Source organism: Kocuria tytonicola (genome assembly GCF_003687175.1).
Classification (GTDB): Bacteria; Actinomycetota; Actinomycetes; order Actinomycetales; family Micrococcaceae; genus Kocuria; species Kocuria tytonicola.
On sequence record NZ_RDEX01000002.1, the window covers coordinates 59,611 to 80,248 of the forward strand.

At 72.4% G+C, this 20,638-nt stretch carries 15 protein-coding genes and 1 riboswitch; of the genes, 10 read left to right on the plus strand and 5 right to left on the minus strand.

Annotation, left to right across the window (positions count from 1 at the left end):
- Positions 1–8 precede the first annotated feature (8 nt).
- The 3 genes from betT to EAE32_RS08550 all read left to right on the plus strand — a co-directional run bounded on the left by betT (position 9) and on the right by EAE32_RS08550 (position 5,411).
- Positions 9–2,222 (plus strand): choline BCCT transporter BetT, encoded by a 2,214-nt coding sequence (gene betT, locus EAE32_RS08540; RefSeq protein ID WP_243635656.1) that lies wholly within the window; start codon positions 9–11, stop codon positions 2,220–2,222.
- Positions 2,219–3,712, plus strand: a complete 1,494-nt coding sequence (locus EAE32_RS08545; protein ID WP_121864875.1) for an aldehyde dehydrogenase family protein — start codon at positions 2,219–2,221, stop codon at positions 3,710–3,712. Before betT ends, EAE32_RS08545 begins: the two co-directional genes overlap by 4 nt.
- Positions 3,713–3,824: 112 nt before the next feature.
- Complete coding sequence (locus tag EAE32_RS08550) at positions 3,825–5,411, plus strand: GMC family oxidoreductase (protein WP_121864876.1); 1,587 nt, start codon at positions 3,825–3,827, stop codon at positions 5,409–5,411.
- Between the two features lie 98 nt (positions 5,412–5,509).
- On the opposite strand, the gene EAE32_RS08555 is transcribed toward EAE32_RS08550, so the two are convergent.
- The gene (locus tag EAE32_RS08555) at positions 5,510–5,806 is read right to left on the minus strand and encodes a hypothetical protein (protein WP_121864877.1); all 297 of its coding nucleotides are present in this window, start codon (positions 5,804–5,806) and stop codon (positions 5,510–5,512) included.
- Between the two features lie 21 nt (positions 5,807–5,827).
- Positions 5,828–5,969, minus strand: a riboswitch (SAM riboswitch).
- A 100-nt stretch (positions 5,970–6,069) separates the two neighbouring features.
- Positions 6,070–7,233: a glycosyltransferase family 4 protein gene (locus EAE32_RS08560; RefSeq protein WP_121845412.1), complete on the minus strand. Its 1,164-nt coding sequence runs from the start codon at positions 7,231–7,233 to the stop codon at positions 6,070–6,072.
- A 116-nt stretch (positions 7,234–7,349) separates the two neighbouring features.
- Here EAE32_RS08560 and EAE32_RS08565 point away from each other — a divergent pair, with 116 nt between their 5' ends.
- Complete coding sequence (locus EAE32_RS08565; protein WP_424321738.1) at positions 7,350–9,272, plus strand: cell division protein PerM; 1,923 nt, start codon at positions 7,350–7,352, stop codon at positions 9,270–9,272.
- A gap of 40 nt (positions 9,273–9,312) precedes the next feature.
- On the opposite strand, the gene EAE32_RS08570 is transcribed toward EAE32_RS08565, so the two are convergent.
- A complete protein-coding gene (locus tag EAE32_RS08570) occupies positions 9,313–9,954 on the minus strand; it encodes a hypothetical protein (protein WP_124035171.1) in 642 nt (213 codons plus the stop codon).
- An 85-nt stretch (positions 9,955–10,039) separates the two neighbouring features.
- On the opposite strand from EAE32_RS08570, the gene purN reads away from it, so the two are divergent.
- Both purN and purH read left to right on the plus strand, forming a co-directional pair.
- Positions 10,040–10,651 carry a phosphoribosylglycinamide formyltransferase gene (gene purN, locus EAE32_RS08575; RefSeq protein ID WP_121845518.1) on the plus strand — a complete coding sequence of 204 codons (612 nt, stop codon included), beginning with the start codon at positions 10,040–10,042 and terminating at the stop codon, positions 10,649–10,651.
- A gap of 163 nt (positions 10,652–10,814) precedes the next feature.
- Positions 10,815–12,425, plus strand: coding sequence for a bifunctional phosphoribosylaminoimidazolecarboxamide formyltransferase/IMP cyclohydrolase (purH, locus tag EAE32_RS08580; protein WP_121864879.1), 1,611 nt, complete (start codon positions 10,815–10,817; stop codon positions 12,423–12,425).
- Between the two features lie 58 nt (positions 12,426–12,483).
- Here the strand turns inward: purH and EAE32_RS08585 are convergent, their stop codons facing one another.
- Both EAE32_RS08585 and EAE32_RS08590 read right to left on the minus strand, forming a co-directional pair.
- Positions 12,484–13,038: a gamma carbonic anhydrase family protein gene (locus tag EAE32_RS08585; RefSeq protein WP_121864880.1), complete on the minus strand. Its 555-nt coding sequence runs from the start codon at positions 13,036–13,038 to the stop codon at positions 12,484–12,486.
- 78 nt (positions 13,039–13,116) lie between these two features.
- Complete coding sequence (locus tag EAE32_RS08590) at positions 13,117–16,473, minus strand: beta-phosphoglucomutase family hydrolase (RefSeq protein WP_121864881.1); 3,357 nt, start codon at positions 16,471–16,473, stop codon at positions 13,117–13,119.
- 318 nt (positions 16,474–16,791) lie between these two features.
- Between EAE32_RS08590 and glyA the strand changes: the two genes are divergently transcribed.
- From glyA to EAE32_RS08610, 4 genes are all read left to right on the plus strand, one after another.
- Positions 16,792–18,066 (plus strand): serine hydroxymethyltransferase, encoded by a 1,275-nt coding sequence (glyA, locus tag EAE32_RS08595; protein ID WP_121864882.1) that lies wholly within the window; start codon positions 16,792–16,794, stop codon positions 18,064–18,066.
- 1 nt (position 18,067) lies between these two features.
- A complete protein-coding gene (locus EAE32_RS08600) occupies positions 18,068–18,958 on the plus strand; it encodes a bifunctional methylenetetrahydrofolate dehydrogenase/methenyltetrahydrofolate cyclohydrolase (RefSeq protein ID WP_121864883.1) in 891 nt (296 codons plus the stop codon).
- 188 nt (positions 18,959–19,146) lie between these two features.
- Complete coding sequence (locus EAE32_RS08605) at positions 19,147–19,680, plus strand: hypothetical protein (protein ID WP_121845524.1); 534 nt, start codon at positions 19,147–19,149, stop codon at positions 19,678–19,680.
- Between the two features lie 99 nt (positions 19,681–19,779).
- On the plus strand, positions 19,780–20,619 hold the full coding sequence (locus EAE32_RS08610; RefSeq protein ID WP_121864884.1) for an exodeoxyribonuclease III: 840 nt from the start codon (positions 19,780–19,782) through the stop codon (positions 20,617–20,619).
- Positions 20,620–20,638: the final 19 nt, after the last annotated feature.

Below are 20,638 nucleotides of genomic sequence, written 5' to 3' on the forward strand. Positions count from 1 at the left end.
AAGCTCCCATGAGCCAGTCCCCGTCCACACCGCCCGAGCGTGCAGGGTCCTCGCCCCGAGCAGCGACCGACGCCACCTCCACCGCGGCACCCGGATCCCCGGGGACCGCCGACGCCACGGCAGCCCTGGACGGTTCCGCCTCCCCGAGCACGACGGTCAAGCTGCCGGTGAACTGGCGCGTGCTGATCGCGGCCGCCACGGTCATCGTGGGGCTCTCCGCGTGGGCCATCGCCGCCCCGGAACAGGCCGACGCCGTGATCGGCGGGGTGGTGGCGTGGGTCGCCTCCCAGCTGGGCTGGTTCTACGTCCTCACCGCCACCCTGGTGATCGTGTTCGTGATCGCGGTGGCCGTGAGCCGCGGTGGCTCCGTGCGGATGGGGCCGGACCACGCCCGCCCGCAGTTCAACATGTTCACGTGGACGGCCATGCTCTTCGCGGCCGGCATCGGCGTGGACCTCATGTTCTTCTCGGTCTCCGAACCGGTGAGCCAGTACTTCGCCCCGCCCTCCGGGGACGGCCAGAACCTGGAGGCCGCCCGCCAGGCCGTGGTGTGGACCCTGTTCCACTACGGCATCACCGGGTGGGCCATGTACGCCCTCATGGGCATGGCCTTCGGGTACTTCGCGTACCGCTTCGGGATGCCCCTGAGCATCCGCTCCGCGCTGTACCCCCTGCTCGGCAAGCGCATCCACGGGGCCGCGGGCGACGCCGTGGACACCGCAGCGCTGCTCGGCACCGTGTTCGGGGTGGCCACCTCCCTGGGCATCGGTGTGGTGCAGCTGAACTACGGGCTCAAGACCCTGTTCGGCGTGCCCGAGAACCTCGCGGTGCAGTCCGCGCTGATCGCCGTGGGCGTGGGCATGGCCGTGGTCTCGTGCGTCTCCGGGGTGGACAAGGGCATCCGGCGGCTGTCCGAGCTGAACATCGTCCTGGCCATCGGCCTCATGCTCTACGTGCTGGTGGCGGGGCGCACGGCGTTCCTGCTGGACTCGATCGTGATGAACATCGGGGACTTCGTCTCCCGCTTCCCGGGGATGACCCTGAACACGTTCGCGTTCGAGGCGCCCCAGGAGTGGATGAGCACGTGGACCCTGTTCTTCTGGGCCTGGTGGATCGCGTGGGCGCCCTTCGTGGGGCTCTTCCTGGCGCGCATCTCCCGCGGCCGGACGCTGCGCCAGTTCGTGGTGGGCACCATGACGGTCCCGTTCGCGTTCATCCTGCTGTGGATCTCGATCTTCGGGAACTCCGCCCTGGACATCGTGGTGGGCGGCAACACGGAGTTCGGCGACGTGGCCATGAACACCCCCGAGCGGGCCTTCTACTCCCTGCTGGAGCAGTACCCCGGGGCCACGGTGGCCGCCTCGATCGCCACGTTCACCGGTCTGCTGTTCTACGTGACGTCCGCGGACTCCGGCGCGCTCGTGATGAGCAACTTCACCTCCAAGATCGACGACCCCAACCAGGACGGCCCCAAGTGGCTGCGCGTGTTCTGGGCCGTGAGCACGGGCGTGCTGACGCTGGCCATGCTGCTGGTGGGCGGTGTGACCACGCTGCAGAACGCCACGCTCGTCATGGGACTGCCGTTCTCGGTGGTCATGTACCTCATCATGGTGGGACTGTGGCGGGCCCTGCAGGTGGAGGTCAGCACCGCGGCCTCCGGCGCCGTGGCCAGCCGCTCCGCCGTGGCAGGGCGCACCGGCCGGGACACGCACTGGCGCTCGCGGCTCTCCCGCCTGGGCTCGTACCCGGGTCCCCGCGCCGCGCAGCGCTACGTGAAGGACGTGGCGGCGCCGGCACTCGAGACCCTCGCGGCGGAGATCCGCGGTTCCGGGGTCGCGGTCACCGTGGCGACCACGCCGGTGGAGGAGGACCCCGGGCTGCAGCAGACCAGCCTGCACGTGGACCTCGCCCCCGAGCGGGACTTCCTGTACCGGGTGCACCCCGTGGCGTTCCCCACCCCGGGGTTCGGAGGCTTCCGCACCAACCCGGACTCGGACCGGTACTTCCGGCTGGAGGTCTTCACGGCCACCGGTTCACTGGGCTACGACGTGCTGGGGTACACGTCCGAGCAGCTCATCAACGACGCGCTCGACTGCTACGAGCGCCACCTGGAATTCATCCGGCTCAACCACGAGCACCCCGGCAGCACCCAGATCGGCCTTCCCACGGCCGAGACGGGGATGTGGGCCGAGACCGCACCGAACAAGGAGGACACACCGTGAGCAGCACGCTGTACATCGACGGCCAGTGGGTCCCCGCCCTGCAGGGCGGCACCCGCACCATCACCTGCCCCGCGGACGGCACCGAGGTGGCCGTCGTCGCCGAGGCCACCCGCGAGGACACCGAGCGCGCGATCGGCGCGGCCCGCGTGGCTTTCGACGACGGCCGCTGGTCGGGCGTCCCCGCGGGGGAGCGCGGCGGCTTCCTGCTGCGCGTGGCCGCCCGGCTGCGCGAGCGCGCCGAGGAGTTCGCCCGCGCCGAGTCCCTGGACACCGGCAAGCGCATGGACGAGTCCCGCCAGGACATCTCGGACATCGCGGACTGCTTCGAGCACTTCGGCAGGATCGCCGCGCAGGACGCGGGCCGCGTGGTGGACGCCGGGAACCCGGACGTGGTCAGCCGCGTGGTCCACGAGCCCGTGGGCGTGTGCGGTCTCATCACCCCGTGGAACTACCCGCTGCTGCAGGCCGCGTGGAAGATCGCACCCGCGCTCGCGGCGGGCAACACCTTCGTGCTCAAGCCGGCCGAGCTCACGCCCCACACGGCCATCCTCATGATGCAGGTGCTCGAGGAGCTGGGGCTGCCCGCGGGTGTGGCCAACCTCGTGCTGGGTGCCGGGGCGGAGGCCGGCGCGCCGCTGTCCTCCGACCCCCGCGTGGACCTCGTGTCCTTCACCGGCGGGCTCGTGACCGGCCGTGTGGTCGCCCGCGAGGCCGCGGCCACCGTCAAGAAGGTGGCCCTCGAGCTGGGCGGCAAGAACCCCAACGTCGTCTTCGCGGACGCGGACTACGACGCCGCGCTGGACAACGCCCTGAACGCCGCGTTCGTGCACTCGGGGCAGGTCTGCTCCGCCGGAGCGCGGCTGGTGGTGGAGGAGTCCATCGCGGAGACGTTCGTGGGCGATCTCGCGGCGCGCGCGGAGGCCATCCTGCTGGGCGGCCCGTTCGACGAGAAGGCCGAGACCGGCGCGCTGATCTCCGAGGCGCACCGGGACAAGGTGCACGCCTACGTGGAGCGTGCCCGCGAGCAGGGTGCGCGCATCCGCTGCGGCGGCCGCTTCGCCGAGGGGCCCTCCGCGGACGGAACGCTGCAGCTCGAGAACGGCTGCTTCTACCTGCCCACGGTGATCGACGGGTGCACCCCGGACATGGACTGCGTGCACGACGAGGCCTTCGGCCCCACCGTGACCGTGGAGACCTTCCGCACCGAGGAGGAGGCCGTGGCGATCGCCAACGACACGTACTACGGCCTGGCCGGCGCCGTGTGGAGCCAGGACGCGGGCAAGTCCCAGCGGGTGGCCGGGAAGCTGCGCCACGGCACCGTGTGGATCAACGACTTCCACCCCTACCTGCCGCAGGCGGAGTGGGGCGGCATGAAGCAGTCCGGCGTGGGCCGCGAGCTGGGCCACGCCGGGCTGGGGGAGTACCAGGAGACCAAGCACGTCTACCAGAACGTCCGACCGGCCGTGACCGGGTGGTTCGCGCAGCACTGAGCGCACCGCCGCGCCGGGCCCGCCCCGGCGCCCCGGCCGACGACGCCGCGCCCGCACCGCCCGCAGCTGGCGGGCGCGCGCGGCGTCGCACACCCCGACGAAGGGAGAAGACATGAGCGAGAAGAACACCCTGGCCGAGTACGACTACGTGGTGGTGGGTGCAGGCTCCGCCGGTGCCGTGGTCGCCGCGCGCCTGAGCGAGGACCCGAGCGTGTCCGTGGCCCTGCTGGAGGCCGGCGACCACGACGCCGGGTACCCCGAGGTGCTGCAGCTCAACCGCTGGATGGAGCTGCTGGAGTCCGGCCACGACTGGGACTACCCGCTGGAGGAGCAGGAGAACGGCAACTCCTTCATGCGCATGGCCCGTGCCAAGGTGCTGGGCGGCTGCTCGTCCCACAACTCCTGCATCGCGTTCTGGGCACCGAGCGAGGACCTGGACGAGTGGGAGTCCAAGCACGGGGCGCAGGGCTGGAACTCCGAGCTGGCGTTCCGGCTCTACCAGAAGCTGGAGAACAACGAGGACCCGGGCGCCCACCACGGCCACGACGGCCCCGTTCGGCTGCGCACCGTGCCCCCGGCGGACCCGAGCGGCGTCGCCCTGCTGGAGGCGGCCGAACAGGCAGGCATCCCCCGCGCGGACTTCAACACCGGCAAGACCGTGACGCAGGGCGCGAGCTTCTTCCAGATCAGCGCCCGCGAGGACGGCACGCGGTCCTCCTCCTCCGTGAGCTACCTGCACCCCGCCCAGGACCGTGAGAACCTCACGATTCTCACGGGCACCCAGGTCAAGCGGGTGCTCTTCGACGAGGACCGCCGCGCCACCGGCGTGGAGGTCACGGACAACGCGTTCGGCAAGGCGCACGTGATCTCCGCCCGCCGCGAGGTGGTCGTCTCCGCCGGTGCGATCGACACCCCCAAGCTGCTCATGCTCTCCGGCATCGGCCCCGCCGAGCACCTCTCCGAGGTGGGCGTGGACGTGCTCGTGGACTCCCCGGGCGTCGGCTCGCACCTGCAGGACCACCCGGAGGCGGTGATCCAGTGGGAGGCGAAGCAGCCCATGGTGGAGGACTCCACCCAGTGGTGGGAGATCGGCGTGTTCGACCAGGTGGACGAGGGCCTGGACCGCCCGGACCTGATGATGCACTACGGCAGCGTGAACTTCGACATGCACACCTACCGCCAGGGCTATCCCACGGCGGACAACGCGTTCTGCCTGACCCCGAACGTGACCCACGCCCGCTCGCGCGGCACCGTGCGGCTGCGCACGCGTGACTTCCGGGACAAGCCCCGTGTGGATCCCCGCTACTTCACGGATCCCGAGGGCTACGACATGCGCATCATGACGGCGGGCATCCGCCGCGCGCGGGAGATCGTGGCGCAGCAGGGCATGTCCGAGTGGGCCGGCAGGGAGCTGTTCCCCGGGGAGGACGTGCAGAGCGACGAGGAGATCGCGGACTACATCCGCCGCACCCACAACACCGTGTACCACCCGGCGGGCTCGTGCCGCATGGGTCCGGTGGAGGACGCGGACTCGCCCCTGGACCCCCAGCTGCGGGTCAAGGGGGTGAGGGGGCTGCGCGTCGCGGACGCCTCCGTGATGCCGGAGCTAGTGACCGTGAACCCCAACATCACCGTCTACATGATCGGTGAGCGGGCCGCGGAGCTGATCGCGGCGGACCACGGGGCCGGGCAGCAGTAGCCCTCGACCCGGCCAACGACGACGCCCGGCGCCGTGAGGTGCCGGGCGTCGTCGTGCTCCGGACCGGTCTGCCCCGGTGCCGGGGAGCGCCGAGGCGCTCAGGCGGAGAGCGGCTCCAGCTTGTAGAAGGACATCCCGCCGGTGACGCCGGAGGCCCCGGGGACCAGGAGCCTGCGGTACTTGGCGCACCACTGGCCCCTTCCGCGGGTGTGCTGCGCGGCCGCGGCAACCGCACGGACGTCGTCCGTGGCGTACTGGTGCTGCTGGCCGTCGGGCTCCGTGAGCGACACGAGGTGGTGCGCGGTGTCCGCGTGGACGGTGACGTCCACCCACTGCTCGCGGGAGTCGGGGCTCGTCCGCTGGGTGGACGGGGGTCGCTGTGCTGTGCTGTTCATCTTCCGGGGCCTCTGGTTGTTTCTGGTCGCTTGCCGGAGTCACACGTGTGAATCGGCCACTTCGTCATCCAAACCACCCCTGAACCGAGGGTTGGCGTGCGCCGAGTTGGAGCTCGGGTGAGCGCGCGGGCCAGTGGCCCGTGCGCAGGCGCATCTCGTGAAGGTGGTTCGAGCCTAGTCAGCGCTGCCCGGTGCGAGCCAGGGAGCGGCCGGGAATGTCATCAAAACTTAACCAACGGAGCCTCGTGGCCCGGGCCGTCCGGTCAGCGGGCGCCCAGCCCCGTCCGCCGTGCCCCGTTCGTGCGGGAGTTCACGCGGGCCGCTCGCCCGTAGTGCTCCACGAGCTGGTCGCACACGGCGTCCCACGTGCGGGTCTGCACCGTCCGGTGGGCCGTGCGCGCGAACGCGAGACGCTTGGCGTCGTCGCCCACGAGGTCCCGCACCCGATCCCGCAGGGCCTCGGTGTCCCCGGGGCGGTAGAGCCAGCCGTTGCGGGAGGAGTCCACGAGGTCCAGCGGGCCGCCGCGGCCCACGGCGACCACGGGGACCGCGCAGGCCATGGCCTCCTGGATGGTCTGGCAGAACGTCTCGTGCTCGCCGGGGTGGACGAACACGTCCAGGGAGGCCATGACCGTGGCCAGCTCGGTGCCGGAGAGGAACCCCTCGAAGTGGGCGTGGGGGAGCAGCGCACGCAGCGACTCCTTCTGGGGGCCGGAGCCCACCACCACGAGCTGGGTGTCCGGCAGGGAGTCCAGGACCACGAGGTCCGCCACCTGCTTCTCCGGAGCGAGCCGCCCCACGTACCCGACGATCCGCCGGCCGCCGCCCACCCGATCGCGCCACGCGTCGTCGCGCCGGTCCGGGCTGAAGCGGACGGTGTCCACGCCGCGGCGCCACGTGTGGACCCGCTGCACCCCGTGCTCGTGCAGGGAGGCGATGGACGCCGTGGAGGGGGCCAGGGTGAGGGTGGCGCTGTTGTGCATGGTGCGCACGTGGGACCACATGCTCTTCTCCAGGAGCGCGGCGCCGTAGCGCGCGGCGTAGCCGGGGACGTCCGTCTGGTAGACGGCCACGCACGGCAGACCCAGGCCCTTGGCGGCCTGGATGGCCTGCCAGCCCAGGATGAAGGGGGAGGCCACGTGGACCACGTCCGGCGCGAAGCGCGCCAGGATGCGCTGCATCCGGTTCACGGTGCAGCTTGCGACGCGCACCTCCGGGTACCCGGCGAGCGGGAGGGAGGGAATACGCTCCACACGCACGCCGTCCACGTGGTCCACGGAGCCCAGGAAGAGGGTCTTCTCGTAGGAAGGAGCGATCACCATGGCCTCGTGGCCGTGGTCGCGCAGGTGTTCCAGGACGCGGATCACGGAGTGGGTGACGCCGTTGACGTGGGGGAGGAACTGTTCTGCCACCAGTGCGATTCTCACGCCTCCACCCTGGCGTCCGTGCCCCACCGCGGCGTCACGCACCGGTGTCCTGCGGGTGAAGTCCGGACGAACAGCGCTGCGGGCCGCGGCCGCCCGGACGTGGAAAGATGAGCGTGATGAAACTTCCCTCAGTGCCCGGTGCGATCACGGGCGTACGCGACCGATGGCGAGCGCGCGGCTCCTCCGCCGCGGACGGTTCCGCCCCAGACGACCGGCGGGAACCCGGACGGCTCCCCCCGGGCGGCGCACCAGGCTCCAGTACGGGGGATTTCGGCAGGGGGGACGACGGCGCACGGGGCGCCGGGGCGCGACGCTCCGTCACGCAGCCCGCCACCGCGACGTCTCCCGCCGCGAAGCCCCCCGCGGTGCAGCGCGACGACGCGGGGCTGCCCATGCCCCTGGCCCTGCAGGGCGTCGTCGAGATGCTCGCGGTGGGTCTGGTGGGCCTGCTGCTCGGCGCTCTGCTGCTGGGCGCGGTCTGGGTGGCCGGGGGCTTCGCGACGCTCGGCGCCGGCGGCAGCCTCCGGCTGGCCGGGCTCGGCTGGCTGCTTGCGCACGGCACGCCCCTGGACGTGCGGGCCGCCGAGGGGTTGCCCCTGGACGGCGGTGGCACCGTCACCCTGGTGCCGCTCGGTCTCACGCTGATCCCGTTTGCGCTCGCCGTGGTCGCCGGGCGGCGGATCGCGCGGGCCTGCTGGCGCGGGCAGTTCCTCGTGCCGTTCTGCGCGGGCATGGTGGCGTACGCGCTCCTCGCCGCGGTGGTGGCACTGGTCTCCCGCACGGACCAGGTGTCCGTGGACCTGCTCTCCGCGGCACTGTGCTCCCTGCTGCCCGTGGGCCTGGGGGCACTCGTGGGCGGCTGGAGCGTCTCGCGCTCGCTGGCAGCGGTCCTCGGGACGGATGCCGCCTCCTGGCTGCAGCGCACGAGCCAGTACTCGCGCTGGGCGGGCTCCTACGTGTGGGCCGTGATCCGCGCGGGATCCCTCGCGGCCGCCGCGGCCGTGGCGGGAGGTGCGCTGCTGCTCGTCGTGGCGCTCGCGGGGAACTGGGGCGGCATCGTGACCGTGTACCAGGATCTCGGCACGGGGACCGCGGGGGACACTGCGCTCACCGCCCTGCAGTTCGGCTTCCTCCCCAACATGGTGCTCTGGGCCCTCGCGTGGGCCTCCGGCGCCGGCTTCGCGGTGGGGTCCGGGACCCTCACGTCGCCGTTCCAGACCACAATGGGCCCGCTGCCGCAGTTCCCCGCCCTCGCGGCTCTGCCCGCCGGTGACCCGTGGACCTTCGCGCCCGCCGTTCTCGCGCTGCCCGTGCTCGCCGGGCTGCTCGCGGGCTGGTGGTTCTGCCGCGAGGGGGAGAACCACCTGGACGACTGGATGGCCATCCGCCTGCCCCTGCGCTGGTTCACGTTCCTGCTCTCCACCCTTCTCACCGTGGTGTTCATCGCCGCGGTCGGCTCCGGCATCGTCGCGGTGCTGACGTGGCTGTCCCACGGCTCGCTCGGCATCGGCCGGCTCACGGACATCGGTCCCCACGCCGGGGAGGTGTTCCTGTGGCTGGGCGCCGAACTCGCCGTGGGTGCGGCGGTGGGCTACCTCGTGGGGCCGTGGCTCGAGCGCGAGGGCTACCGCTCCCACACGTGGCAGGACTCCGACGACGACGCCGCGCCGCCCGTGGCCGCGCACGCCGCCGGTGGGCGCACGTCCCGGGAGGAGACGGCGCCCGCTGCCGTCCGCGTGGAGCCGTCGCGCTCGCCCGGGGCGGGTGCCGCCGCAGGAGAGCTCTCCGCACCGGAGCCGACCCGCGCGAGCCGTGGCGCCGAGACCTCCGGGTCCGCCAGGACCGGAGGGGTCAGGCCCCTCTCCGTTGGCCCGCGGGGTTCCGGCTCCACGCGGCTGACGCGTCCCGCTGCCGAAGAGCCGGGCACGGGGCACGGGCTCTCCCGGCGGGAGGAGGCCAGGCGACGTCGTGCGGAGCGGCGCTCCGCGAAGCGCAAGGCGGCGCGGCTGGCGGCGCTGGACCGCGAGAACGAGCGCTGAGCGACGGCGGCCCGGGGCGGGTGGCGTCCGCCCGGCCAGTTCAGCGCGAGGGCGTGGTGCTCCCGCTGGGGGATGCCGAGGCGGGAGCGGACGCCCCCGTGGAGGCTGCTCGGGAGGGGCTCGCACTGCCGGTTCCGGACGGGCTCTCGCTGCCGGAGGCACCGGGGGAGGCACTCGAGGACTCCGCGGCCGTGGGGTCCGCGGAGGGGCCGCCGGTCTCCAGGGGCCGCCCGCCCACTTGGTTGAAGACGTTGTCGTTGAGCTGCTGCTGGCAGTGCTGCTGGGATGCGAGGGTCAGTGCGCCGTTGGTGCACTCCTGGTAGGCCTGCGTGGCGGGCCACACGAGCAGACGGCTGGCCCCGCCCAGGGTGTTGAGGCTGCCCCACAGGACGGCGATCACCCCGAGGGCGATGACGAGGCCCCGTGACGTGGCCCCGCGGGCGCGGACGAGGGCCACGATGCCCATGACCACCCCGGCCACGGCCAGGGCGACGCCCAGCCACGTGGCGAGCACGTCCCTGTTCACGAGGGCGGAGGCCAGGACCGCGAGACCGGCGGCCACGGCGGCGAACCGGACCCGGGCGGCGTCGTTCCCGCCGCGGGGGTGGGAGGGCTTCCCGGAGCGCGGGGCGCCGGGCGTCGGATCGTGGGGCGGCGTAGCACGGTCGTGGGAGTCCTGCATGGCCACCACTCTAGGCGAGACGGGCCGGGCCTCCCGGCGGGCGGACCGCGCCCGGACGGGCCGCCGCCACGGCTAGCATGGGCCCATGCGCACAGTGGTCCTGGTGTCCGGTTCCGGCACGAATCTGCAGGCGATGATCGACGCCCTCCACCACGGCGAGTCCCCGGTGGAGATCGCGGCCGTGGGGGCGGACCGGCCGTGCGAGGGCCTGCGGCGCGCCGAGGCCGCGGGCATCGAGACCTTCGTGGTGGCGCCCGGCGAGCACGCGGACCGGGCGCAGTGGAACCGCGCGCTGGAACGGGAGGTGGCCGCGCGCCGCCCCGACCGCGTGGTCTTCGCGGGCTTCATGCGGATCGTGGACGCGGACTTCGTGGCCGCGTTCCCCGGGCGCATCGTCAACACCCACCCGTCCCTGCTGCCCTCGTTCCCCGGGGCGCACGCCGTCCGGGACGCCCTGGCCCACGGGGTGAAGATCACCGGTGCCACGGTGCACGAGGTGGTCCCGGACGTGGACGCGGGCCCGATCCTCGCGCAGGTGGCCGTGCCCATCGGGGCGCAGGACACCGAGGAGAGCCTGCACGAGCGGATCAAGACCGCAGAGCGGCAGCTGCTCGTGGACACCCTGGACGCCCTGGGGCGGCAGCGGGCCGCGTCCCCGGGTGACGCACGGGCCGCCGTCCGAAAGGCCCGGCCGTAGACTGGCGAGGGCGCTGCGCTGCCGCGCACCCGCGTCGTCGTCCCCGGACGACGGGTGCGGTGAGCGGCACCCGAGAGGCCGCGCTCCCGGTCCCCGCACGGGCCCGGGAGGTCCTCGGCGGGCAGCGCCGGACCACACGTCCCCACGTCTTCCTGGAGAGTCCGTGAACACTTCCGACCTGAACCGTGTGCCGCTGAAACGCGCCCTGATCTCCGTGTACGACAAGACTGGTCTGGAGGACCTCGCACGAGGCCTGCACGACGCCGGGGTGGACATCGTCTCCACCGGCACCACGGCCAGGACCATCCAGGCCGCAGGAGTCCCCGTCACCGAGGTCGCGGACGTCACCGGGTTCCAGGAGTGCCTGGACGGCCGGGTCAAAACTCTGCACCCCCGCGTTCACGCCGGGATCCTGGCGGACCGCCGCAGGCCCGAGCACGTGGCGCAGCTGGACGAGCTGGGCATCGACCCGTTCGACCTGGTGGTGGTGAACCTCTACCCGTTCCAGGAGACCGTGCGCTCGGGCGCCGCGCGGGACGACGTCGTGGAGCAGATCGACATCGGCGGGCCCTCCATGGTGCGCGCCGCCGCGAAGAACCACGCGGCGGTGTCCGTGGTGGTGGACCCCGCGGGCTACCCGGACGTGGTGCGGGCCGCCCACGACGGCGGCTACGACCTCGCGGCACGGCAGAGGCTCGCCGCAGCCGCCTTCGCCCACACCGCCGCGTACGACACCGCGGTGGCCACGTGGACGGCCCAGCAGTTCGAGCATGACCCCGAGGCCAGCTTCTGGCCCCCGTACGCCGGGCTCGCCTTCCAGCGCGCGGAGTCCCTGCGCTACGGCGAGAACCCCCATCAGAAGGCCGCGCTCTACACCGACGACGCCGCGGCCCCCGGGATCGCCCAGGCCGAGCAGCTGCACGGCAAGGCCATGTCCTACAACAACTACGTGGACGCGGACGCGGCCGTGCGCGCCGCCTTCGACTACGAGCAGCCCGCCGTGGCCGTGGTCAAGCACAACAACCCGTGCGGTGTGGCCGTGGCCACCCCCGGTGCGTCGGACCCGATCGCGGACGCGCACCTCAAGGCCCACGCGTGCGACCCGCTCTCCGCCTACGGAGGAGTGGTCGCGGCCAACCGGCCGGTCACCGCCCAGATGGCCCGCAATCTCCAGCCCGTCTTCACCGAGGTGGTCGTGGCGCCGGAGTTCGAGCCCGAGGCGCTGGAGATCCTGCAGGCCAAGAAGAACATCCGGCTGCTCGCCCTGCCCGAGGGCTTCGAGCGCGACCCCCTGGAGTACCGGGGGGTTTCCGGAGGCGCCCTGTTCCAGCAGGCGGACCGCCTGGACACCGAGGGCGACGACCCCGCCCACTGGACGCTCGTGGCCGGGGAGCCAGCGGACGAGAAGACGCTCGCGGACCTCGAGTTCGCGTGGCGCTCGCTGCGGGCGGTGAAGTCCAACGCGATCCTGCTCGCGCACGACGGCGCCTCCGTGGGCATCGGCATGGGCCAGGTCAACCGCGTGGACTCGTGCCGACTGTCCGTGGAGCGCGCCAACACGCTCGCCGAGGACGGTGCGCAGCGCGCCCACGGTGCCGTGGCGGCGTCGGACGCGTTCTTCCCGTTCGCGGACGGGCTGCAGGTGCTGCTGGATGCCGGTGTGCGCGCCGTGGTCCAGCCCGGCGGTTCCATCCGCGACGAGGAGGTCGTCGCGGCCGCGCAGGCGGCGGGCGTGACCATGTACGTGACCGGGGCGCGGCACTTCTTCCACTGACCCCCCGCACGGAGGAACGGCCCGGACTCGTGGAGTCCGGGCCGTTCCCGTGCGAGGCTCAGGAGTTCAGCGCGCGGTGCTCCCGGGAGAGCTCGATGTAGTGCTGCGCGTTGCGGCTCACCGCGCGGCGCTCCTCCCCGGTGAGCTCGCGGCGGACCGTGCCCGGCACCCCGGCCACGAGAGAACCCGGCGGCACCACGGTGGCCTCCAGCACCACGGTGCCCGCGGCCACCAGGCTGCCGCTGCCCACCACGGCGCCGTTGAGCACGGTGGCGTTCATGCCCACCAGGACATCGTCCTCGAGGGTGCAGCCGTGGACCACCGCTCCGTGGCCCACGCTCACACGCTCACCGATGGTGGTGGGGTGCTCGGGGTCCGAGTGCACCGTCACGTTGTCCTGCAGGTTGGAGTTGGCTCCCACGCGCAGCGGGGAACGGTCCCCGCGCACGACGGCGCCGTAGAAGATCCCCGCGCCCGCACCCACCGAGACGTCCCCCACGATCGTGGCGTTCGGGGCCACGAAGGCCGTCTCCGACACCACGGGTCTGCGCTGATCGTAGGAGAGGACGAGCGGTTCGCGGGAGGGGTTCGGGGCGGTCGTGTCGTGTGTCATGGAGCACAGCCTAGTGGGGCCGCGTCCCGGGTGGTGCGGGCGACGCCGTGCCCGGCAGGGCGGCGTCGCCCACGGGGCTCAGAGCTCGCCGACGTCCGAGATGAAGCGGCGCCGCAGTGCCGCGGTGGCCTTCTCCGGGTGGCGGGACGCGCGGTGGCGCAGTGCCACGGAGATCTTCTGTCCGCCCTTGAGCACGTACTCGGCGCCGTTGACGTGGATGGTCACGGGGTCCGCCTTCACGGAACTGCCCTCGAGCTCCAGGATGTCGTGGTCCAGCGAGACCTCGATGACCTGGCCGTAGTACAGCACGGTGAAGTCCACGGCCTCGATCTCCCGGGGCAGCGCGGGCTGGAACTCGAGCCACTGCCCGCGCACGCGAAGTCCGGCGTACGCGCGGGTGACCACGTCCACGGACCCGGCCATGGCCCCCAGGTGGATGCCCTCGCCCGTGGTACCGCCCTGCGTGTCGTCCATGTCGATCATCAGCGCGTCCTGGAACGAGCCCCACGAACGGTCCGGGTCCAGCCACGCGAGCACGGCGGCGTTGACCACCCTGGACAGGGACGAGCCGTTGGAGGAGCGGGCGATGTAGTGGTCCACGGTGCGCTGCACGGCGTCCACGTCCGTGGTGTAGCCCATCCGGGCGAGCTCCTCCACCACGCCGTCGGGACCGAGCAGGTAGACCAGCATGATGGTGTCCGCCTGCTTGGACAGCTTGTAGTTGTTGGTCAGGTCCCCCTCGTTCTCGAGGAGCAGGTCCAGGCGGCCGATGTTGCGGTACTTGGTCCGGTAGAAGTCCCAGTCGAGCTCGGCGAGGTCGTCGTAGCCCTCGAACTGGGCGATCGTGCCGTCCGCGTTGAACGGCACGTACATGTTCTTGGCCATGTTCAACCACGTCTGGACCTCCTGCGGGGAGATCTCGAAGCGGGACTCCAGGTACTCGCGCTGGTGCTCCACCATGTCGTTGAAGATGTGCGCGGAGTGGCGGAACAGCCACGAGGCCAGGACGTTCGTGTACGCGTTGTCCTCGAGCCCTCCGCCGTGCTGGCCCGCAGGCCCGTCGTGGTACTCGTCCGGGCCCATGACACCCGCGATGTGGTACCTGCCGTCGTGGGAGTCGTACTCCGCCAGGGAGGCGAACAGCCGGGTGATGCCGATGATCAGCTCCGCGCCCTGGCCCGAGAGCCAGTCCATGTCACCCGTGGACTCGTAGTAGACCCACGCGTTGTAGGCGATGGCGAGCCCCACGTGGAACTGCCGCCACGAGTTGTCCGGCAGCCACCGGCGGGAGTGGTGGTTGTACAGCTCGGGCGGGGTCTCCTCGCGGCCGTCCGAGCCGGACTGCCACGGGAAGGCCGCACCGTAGAGGCCGATCTCCTGGGCGCGCTGGTGGGCCATGGACAGGCGCCGCCAGCGGTAGGACAGCAGGGACCGTGTCACCTGGGGCTGGCGCATGTTGATGACCGGCAGGATGAACAGCTCGTCCCAGAAGATGTGCCCCCGGTAGCCCTCGCCGTGCAGACCGCGGGCGGGGACACCGGCGTCGCGCAGGGTCAGGTGGGGAGCGAGCGTCTGCGCGGCGTGGAAGAGGTGGGTCCGCACCGCCAGCTGGGTGCTCAGGTGCTCGGGGGTGTCCTCCGCGGACTCCAGTGTGACCTCGTAGCGGTCCCAGAGGCGGGCCCACTCGATCTCGTGGGACGCGAGCAGCTTGCGCACGCCGAACGGGGAGCGGTTGAGCTCGGCCAGCGCACCGTCCCGGGGAGAGCCGATCGCGGCGTCCCGGCTCGTGACCACGGCGGTGGTGCTGTCCACCAGCACCGGGCTCCAGGGCTCGAGCTGCACGGTGTGGCGCCGGAACTCGATGCCGCCGGGGCGCACCTCGCGGCGCTCGGTCACGGGGCCCTCGGCCTCGATGCGCGTGCGCTGGGCCATCGCGATCTCGATCTTGGACTGGGAGGTGCGCACGAGCGAGAGCAGGGTCTCGTGCTCGTCCGGCAGGGTGGTGGACTCCAGCAGCGCCAGGTGGTGCGAGTTCAGCTCCCGGTACTCCGCCACGCCGCTGTTGGTCACGGCCGGGTCCACGCCGGTGCGGATGTGCAGGCGACCGCCCGCATCACGCGCGACGATCCTGGTCTCCTGCGCGCCCAGGTGGCGGTGGCGCAGGGACACGAGGCGGCGCTGCTCGATCTCGAGGGAGCGGGCGGGCCCGCCGGACTCCGGGTCCGCCTCCGCATCGGTGAGCACGAGGGTGCGGATCAGCAGGCCGCGGCGCAGGTCCAGCTCCACGCGTTCGTCGCTCGCGCGCAGCCCGCCCTCGGACCACCAGCGGCCCTCGGAGAAGCGCAGGTCCAGGTGCAGCCAGTTGGGGGCGTTGACCATGGACTCGTGCTCCACGTCCCGGCCGTTCACGTGGCTCAGCACGCGGTTGAACACACCGGCCAGGTAGGTGCCGGGGTAGTGGACGCCGTTGTCCGGGAACTCGCACGCGGCCCCGCGCACACCCATGTAGCCGTTGGCCAGGGTGAGCAGCGCCTCGCGGCGGGCCTCGGTGGCGGGGTCGAAGCCGTCGAACACGAGCCGCCAGGGATCGTCCCGCCGGGCACCGAGGTCCAGTTCCCCCACGTCGTTGAGCACCATGTGGGCGCCGGCGCGGTAGAGGCGCTCCCGGGCACCGTCCCGGTTGATGCCCACCACCAGGCCGAAGCCCCCGGCGGCGCCGGCCTGCACGCCGGCCACGGCGTCCTCGACCACCACGCTGTTCTCCGGGGCCACGTCCAGCAGCCGGGCGCACTCGTGGAACGTGTCCGGTGCGGGCTTGCCGGGCAGGCCGTGCTCAGCGGCCCAGTTGCCGTCCACGACCCGGTCGAAGGAGTCCTGCAGACCCGCGGCGGAGAGCACCACGGAGCTGTTGCGGCTCGCGGTCACCAGGCCCACGGGCACGCCGCCCGCGCGCAGCCGCTCGATCATCGCCACGGTCCCCTCGAACACGCGCACACCGTGCTCGGCGAGCTCCTCGTGGAAGTAGCCGTCCTTGGCGCCGGCCTGGCCCTGCACGGTCCAGTCCCCGGGCTGCGGCTCGTCCTGGCCGCCCGCCTCGGGCAGGACGGCCCCGCGGGCCGCGAGCAGTGCGCGCACGCCGTCCTCGCGGCGTCGGCCGTCCACGTAGGTGCGGTACTCGTTGCCCATGTCGAACGGGCTGCGGTCCACCTCCACCCCCTCGTCTGCCGCAGCCAGGCGGGGATCCGCGAGCAGCTGGTCGAACAGCTTCTTCCAGGCCCGGGCGTGCACACCCGCGGTGTCCGTGACCACACCGTCCATGTCGAAGATGACGGCGGCGTAGCGGGTGCGCAGCACATCCGTCGGCTCGGACGGCGCGCGGCCGTCCTCCACACGGGGCATGGCGGCGGTGAACGGGGCGGTGGGAAGAACGTTCACGGCGCGGGAACTCCTAGCACAGGGGACGGGAACGGGTGGTGCTGCGCGGTCTCCCCGGGGAGAGCGGCGGCCCTGCAGCGCGTCGACGACGCGTGAGCACGTCACGCGCGTGAGGTTCGGGCACACACGTTACCCGTAGACGACCACCGGCCACGACACGACCGGCCGCCCCGGACGCCGTGGCCCCGCGGTGACCGGCAAGGAGCCGCGACGGAGCCGGTGGTGCACCAGCACGGGACGGATGTGATCCACGGGACGAGGGGTCCCCGTTCCTGGATATGCTGAGGGGGAACCGACCGTGGACGAAGAAGGTGGAGCATGACGGAATCTGTGACCAACCAGCCGCTCTCTGAGGTGGACCCGGACGTCGCCCAGGCGATCCAGGACGAGCTGGGACGCCAGCGCTCCACGCTGGAGATGATCGCCTCGGAGAACTTCGCCCCGCGCGCGGTGCTCGAGGCGCAGGGCTCGGTGCTGACGAACAAGTACGCGGAGGGCTACCCCGGGCGCCGCTACTACGGCGGCTGCGAGTACGTGGACGTGGTGGAGAACCTGGCCCGCGACAGGGCGTGCGAGCTCTTCGGCGCGGACCACGCGAACGTCCAGCCGCACTCCGGTGCCCAGGCGAACACCGCGGTGATGGCCGCGCTCATGCAGCCCGGCGACACGCTCATGGGCCTCTCCCTGGCCCACGGCGGGCACCTCACGCACGGCATGAAGATCAACGTGTCCGGCAAGCTCTACAACATCGCCGCGTACGAGGTGGACCCGGACACCTACCGGATCGACATGGACAAGGTGCGCGAGCAGGCGCTCGAGGCGCGCCCGAACGTGATCGTGGCCGGCTGGTCCGCGTACTCCCGGCAGCTGGACTTCGAGGCGTTCCGCTCGATCGCGGACGAGGTGGGCGCCAAGCTGTGGGTGGACATGGCGCACTTCGCGGGCCTCGTGGCCGCCGGGCTGCACCCCAACCCCGTGCCCCACGCCCACGTGACCACCTCCACGGTGCACAAGACTCTCGCGGGTCCGCGCTCCGGTGTGATCCTGTGCGAGGCGGACCTCAAGAAGAAGATCGACTCCGCCGTGTTCCCGGGCCAGCAGGGCGGTCCGCTCATGCACGCCATCGCGGGCAAGGCGGTGGCGTTCAGGATCGCGGCGTCCGGGGGCTTCAAGGAGCGCCAGCGGCGCACCATCGAGGGTGCGCAGATCCTCGCCGAGCGGCTGAACTCCGCGGACCTCTCGGAGCGCGGTGTCTCCGTGCTGACGGGCGGCACGGACGTTCACCTCGCTCTCGTGGACCTGCGGGACTCCGAGCTGGACGGCAAGCAGGCCGAGGACCTGCTGCACCAGGCCGGGATCACGGTCAACCGCAACGCGGTGCCGTGGGACCCCCGTCCGCCCATGGTCACCTCGGGTCTGCGCATCGGCACGCCCGCGCTCGCCACGCGCGGCTTCGGAGCGGACGAGTTCACCGAGGTCGCGGACGTCATCGCCGAGGCCCTGAAGCCGGGCGCGGACATCTCCGCCCTGCGTGCCCGCGTGGACGCGCTGACGGAGCAGTTCCCGCTGTACCCCGGCCTCGAGGAGTGGTGAGGTGACGGCTCAGGTTCTCGACGGCAAGGCCACGGCCGGGCAGATCAAGGCGGAGCTCGCCGAGCGGGTGGCCCGGCTGCGCGAGCGGGGCGTCGTGCCCGGGCTGGGCACGGTGCTCGTGGGCGACGACCCCGGGTCCCGCTCCTACGTCGCGGGCAAGCACCGCGACTGCGAGCAGGTGGGCATTGCCTCGATCCGCAGGGAGCTGCCCGCGGACGCCTCCCAGGAGGAGCTCGAGCGCGTGATCGACGAGCTCAACGAGGACCCGCAGTGCACCGGGTACATCGTGCAGCTGCCGCTGCCCCAGCACATGGACACGAACGCGGTCCTGGAGCGGATCGACCCCGCCAAGGACGCGGACGGGCTGCACCCCACCAACCTGGGGCGCCTGGTCCTCAACGTGAGCGAGCCCATGAGCTCGCCGCTGCCCTGCACCCCGAACGGCATCGTGGAGCTGCTCACCCGCCACGGCGTGGAGCTGGCGGGCCGCACCGTGCTGGTGATCGGGCGCGGGGTCACCGTGGGGCGCCCCATGGGGCTGCTGCTGACCCGCCGGGAGATCAACGCCACCGTGGTCCTGGCGCACACGGGCACCCGCAACCTGCCCGAGCTGCTCGCGCAGGCGGACGTGGTGGTCGCCGCGGCGGGCAAGCCGCACATGGTCACGGCGGAGCAGGTCAAGCCGGGGGCCGTCCTGCTGGACGTGGGCGTCTCCCGCGTCCCGGACCCGGAGACGGGCAAGGGCCGGCTCACCGGGGACATCGACCCCGCCGCCGCGGAGCGCGCCTCCTGGATGTCCCCCAACCCCGGGGGAGTGGGCCCCATGACGCGCGCCATGCTGCTCGTCAACGTGGTGGAATCCTGTGAACGCCGGGTGGCCGCCGCGGACTGAGCCGCGGCGCCGCAGGGCTCCGGCGCTCCATCCGCCCGCCGACGACGCCGCCCGGCCGCCTCCCGCACGAGGCGACCGGGCGGCGTCGTCGTGGTGGCTGCGGCCCGGCGGGGATGGTGCGCGGGTGGCGGTGCCTCCGGGGCAGGTGCCGATTCGGTGCGCCCCGCACGGTTTGAGACAATGGCCCCATGCAGCCGATCGGATCCTCGCCCACCCAGCCCGCCGACACCACCGGGGCTCCCCGTTCGGGGCGCACCGCCCTGTGGGGGACCATCATCGGCCTGGCCGTGCTGGTGGTCATCTTCGCCGTGGCCCTCATCCAGGCTGCCAACTCCAACTCGCTGCTGGGCTGGATCCTGGCCGGGATCGCCCTGGGGTGGCTCATGCTGGCCGTGTGGGCGCTGAGCATGGTGCGCAAGGCCGCCCGCTTCGGGCGGGAGCAGGTGCGCCAGGCGCAGGAGCAGTTCCAGGCCCAGCACGGCAGGGCCCCGGCGGCCACCGCCCCGGCGGGCCCCGGCCAGTCCCTGCGGGACGAGAAGCTCGCCCACGGCATGCAGGTGATCCTGGTGCAGTCCAAGGTGGTCAAGGAGCAGCTGTCCTCCCCGGAGCCCGAGCCCGAGCAGATCGGCCGGGCGCTCGAGACCATCGACATCACCGCGGCCAACGGGCTGCGCAGCCTCAGGGACTCCGGGACCGCGGTCAGCGGTACCGTGGTGGACTGACCGCGGCAGGGGCAGCGCGGCGTCGTCGCCCCACCAGCAACAGGAGACGGGCTCTCGCGAGACCCACGCACGACGAACACTTCGAGGAGACACACCCGCATGGCGCAGTCAGGGCAGAGCATACGCATCGCCACGGTGAACGTGAACGGCATCCGGGCCGCGTACCGGCGCGGCATGGCCGAGTGGCTGGCCCCCCGGGAGGTGGACCTGCTGTGCCTGCAGGAGGTGCGGGCTCCGGACAAGATCACGCGCGAGCTGCTGGACGAGGACGTCTGGGACGTCCGCCACGCGGAGGCTGCGGCGAAGGGCCGCGCGGGCGTGGCGATCGCCACCCGCCGCGACGCGTTCGACGGCGCGCTGCTGCCCACCGCCTCCCGCGTGGGGATCGGCGAGGAGTACTTCGACGACTCCGGGCGCTGGATCGAGAACGACGTGACGCTGCCCAGCGGCGAGACCCTCACCCTGGTCTCCGCGTACGTGCACTCCGGCGAGGTGGACACGCCCAAGCAGGCGGACAAGTACCGCTTCATGGACGCCATGCTCACCCGGCTGCCGGAGATCGCGGGCGGGAGCGACCACGCCCTCGTGGTGGGGGACCTCAACGTGGGCCACACCGAGCGGGACATCAAGAACTGGAAGGGCAACGTCAAGAACGCGGGATTCCTGCCCGAGGAGCGGGCGTACTTCGACAGGTTCTTCGGGGAGGTGGGCTACGTGGACGTCGCCCGCAGCCTCGCCGGGGACGTGCCCGGGCCCTACACGTGGTGGTCCTACCGTGGCAAGGCGTTCGACACGGACGCCGGGTGGCGCATCGACTACCACATGGCCACCCCCGGCCTCGCCGCCCGCGCGCAGAGCGCCACGGTGGACCGCGCCGCCTCCTACGACACCCGCTTCTCCGACCACGCCCCGCTCGTGGTGGACTACCGCCTCAGCTGAGCCGGCTCCCGCCGGAACC

Bases quoted from the DNA above. Each gene is read 5' to 3' on its own strand.
- betT (WP_243635656.1), top strand. From the start codon at position 9: ATGAGCCAGTCCCCGTCCACACCGCCCGAGCGTGCAGGGTCCTCGCCC.
- EAE32_RS08570 (WP_124035171.1), bottom strand. From the start codon at position 9,954: ATGCAGGACTCCCACGACCGTGCTACGCCGCCCCACGATCCGACGCCC.
- glyA (WP_121864882.1), top strand. From the start codon at position 16,792: ATGACGGAATCTGTGACCAACCAGCCGCTCTCTGAGGTGGACCCGGAC.
- purN (WP_121845518.1), top strand. From the start codon at position 10,040: ATGCGCACAGTGGTCCTGGTGTCCGGTTCCGGCACGAATCTGCAGGCG.
- EAE32_RS08565 (WP_424321738.1), top strand. From the start codon at position 7,350: ATGAAACTTCCCTCAGTGCCCGGTGCGATCACGGGCGTACGCGACCGA.
- EAE32_RS08550 (WP_121864876.1), top strand. From the start codon at position 3,825: ATGAGCGAGAAGAACACCCTGGCCGAGTACGACTACGTGGTGGTGGGT.
- EAE32_RS08605 (WP_121845524.1), top strand. From the start codon at position 19,147: ATGCAGCCGATCGGATCCTCGCCCACCCAGCCCGCCGACACCACCGGG.
- EAE32_RS08585 (WP_121864880.1), bottom strand. From the start codon at position 13,038: ATGACACACGACACGACCGCCCCGAACCCCTCCCGCGAACCGCTCGTC.
- EAE32_RS08610 (WP_121864884.1), top strand. From the start codon at position 19,780: ATGGCGCAGTCAGGGCAGAGCATACGCATCGCCACGGTGAACGTGAAC.
- EAE32_RS08555 (WP_121864877.1), bottom strand. From the start codon at position 5,806: ATGAACAGCACAGCACAGCGACCCCCGTCCACCCAGCGGACGAGCCCC.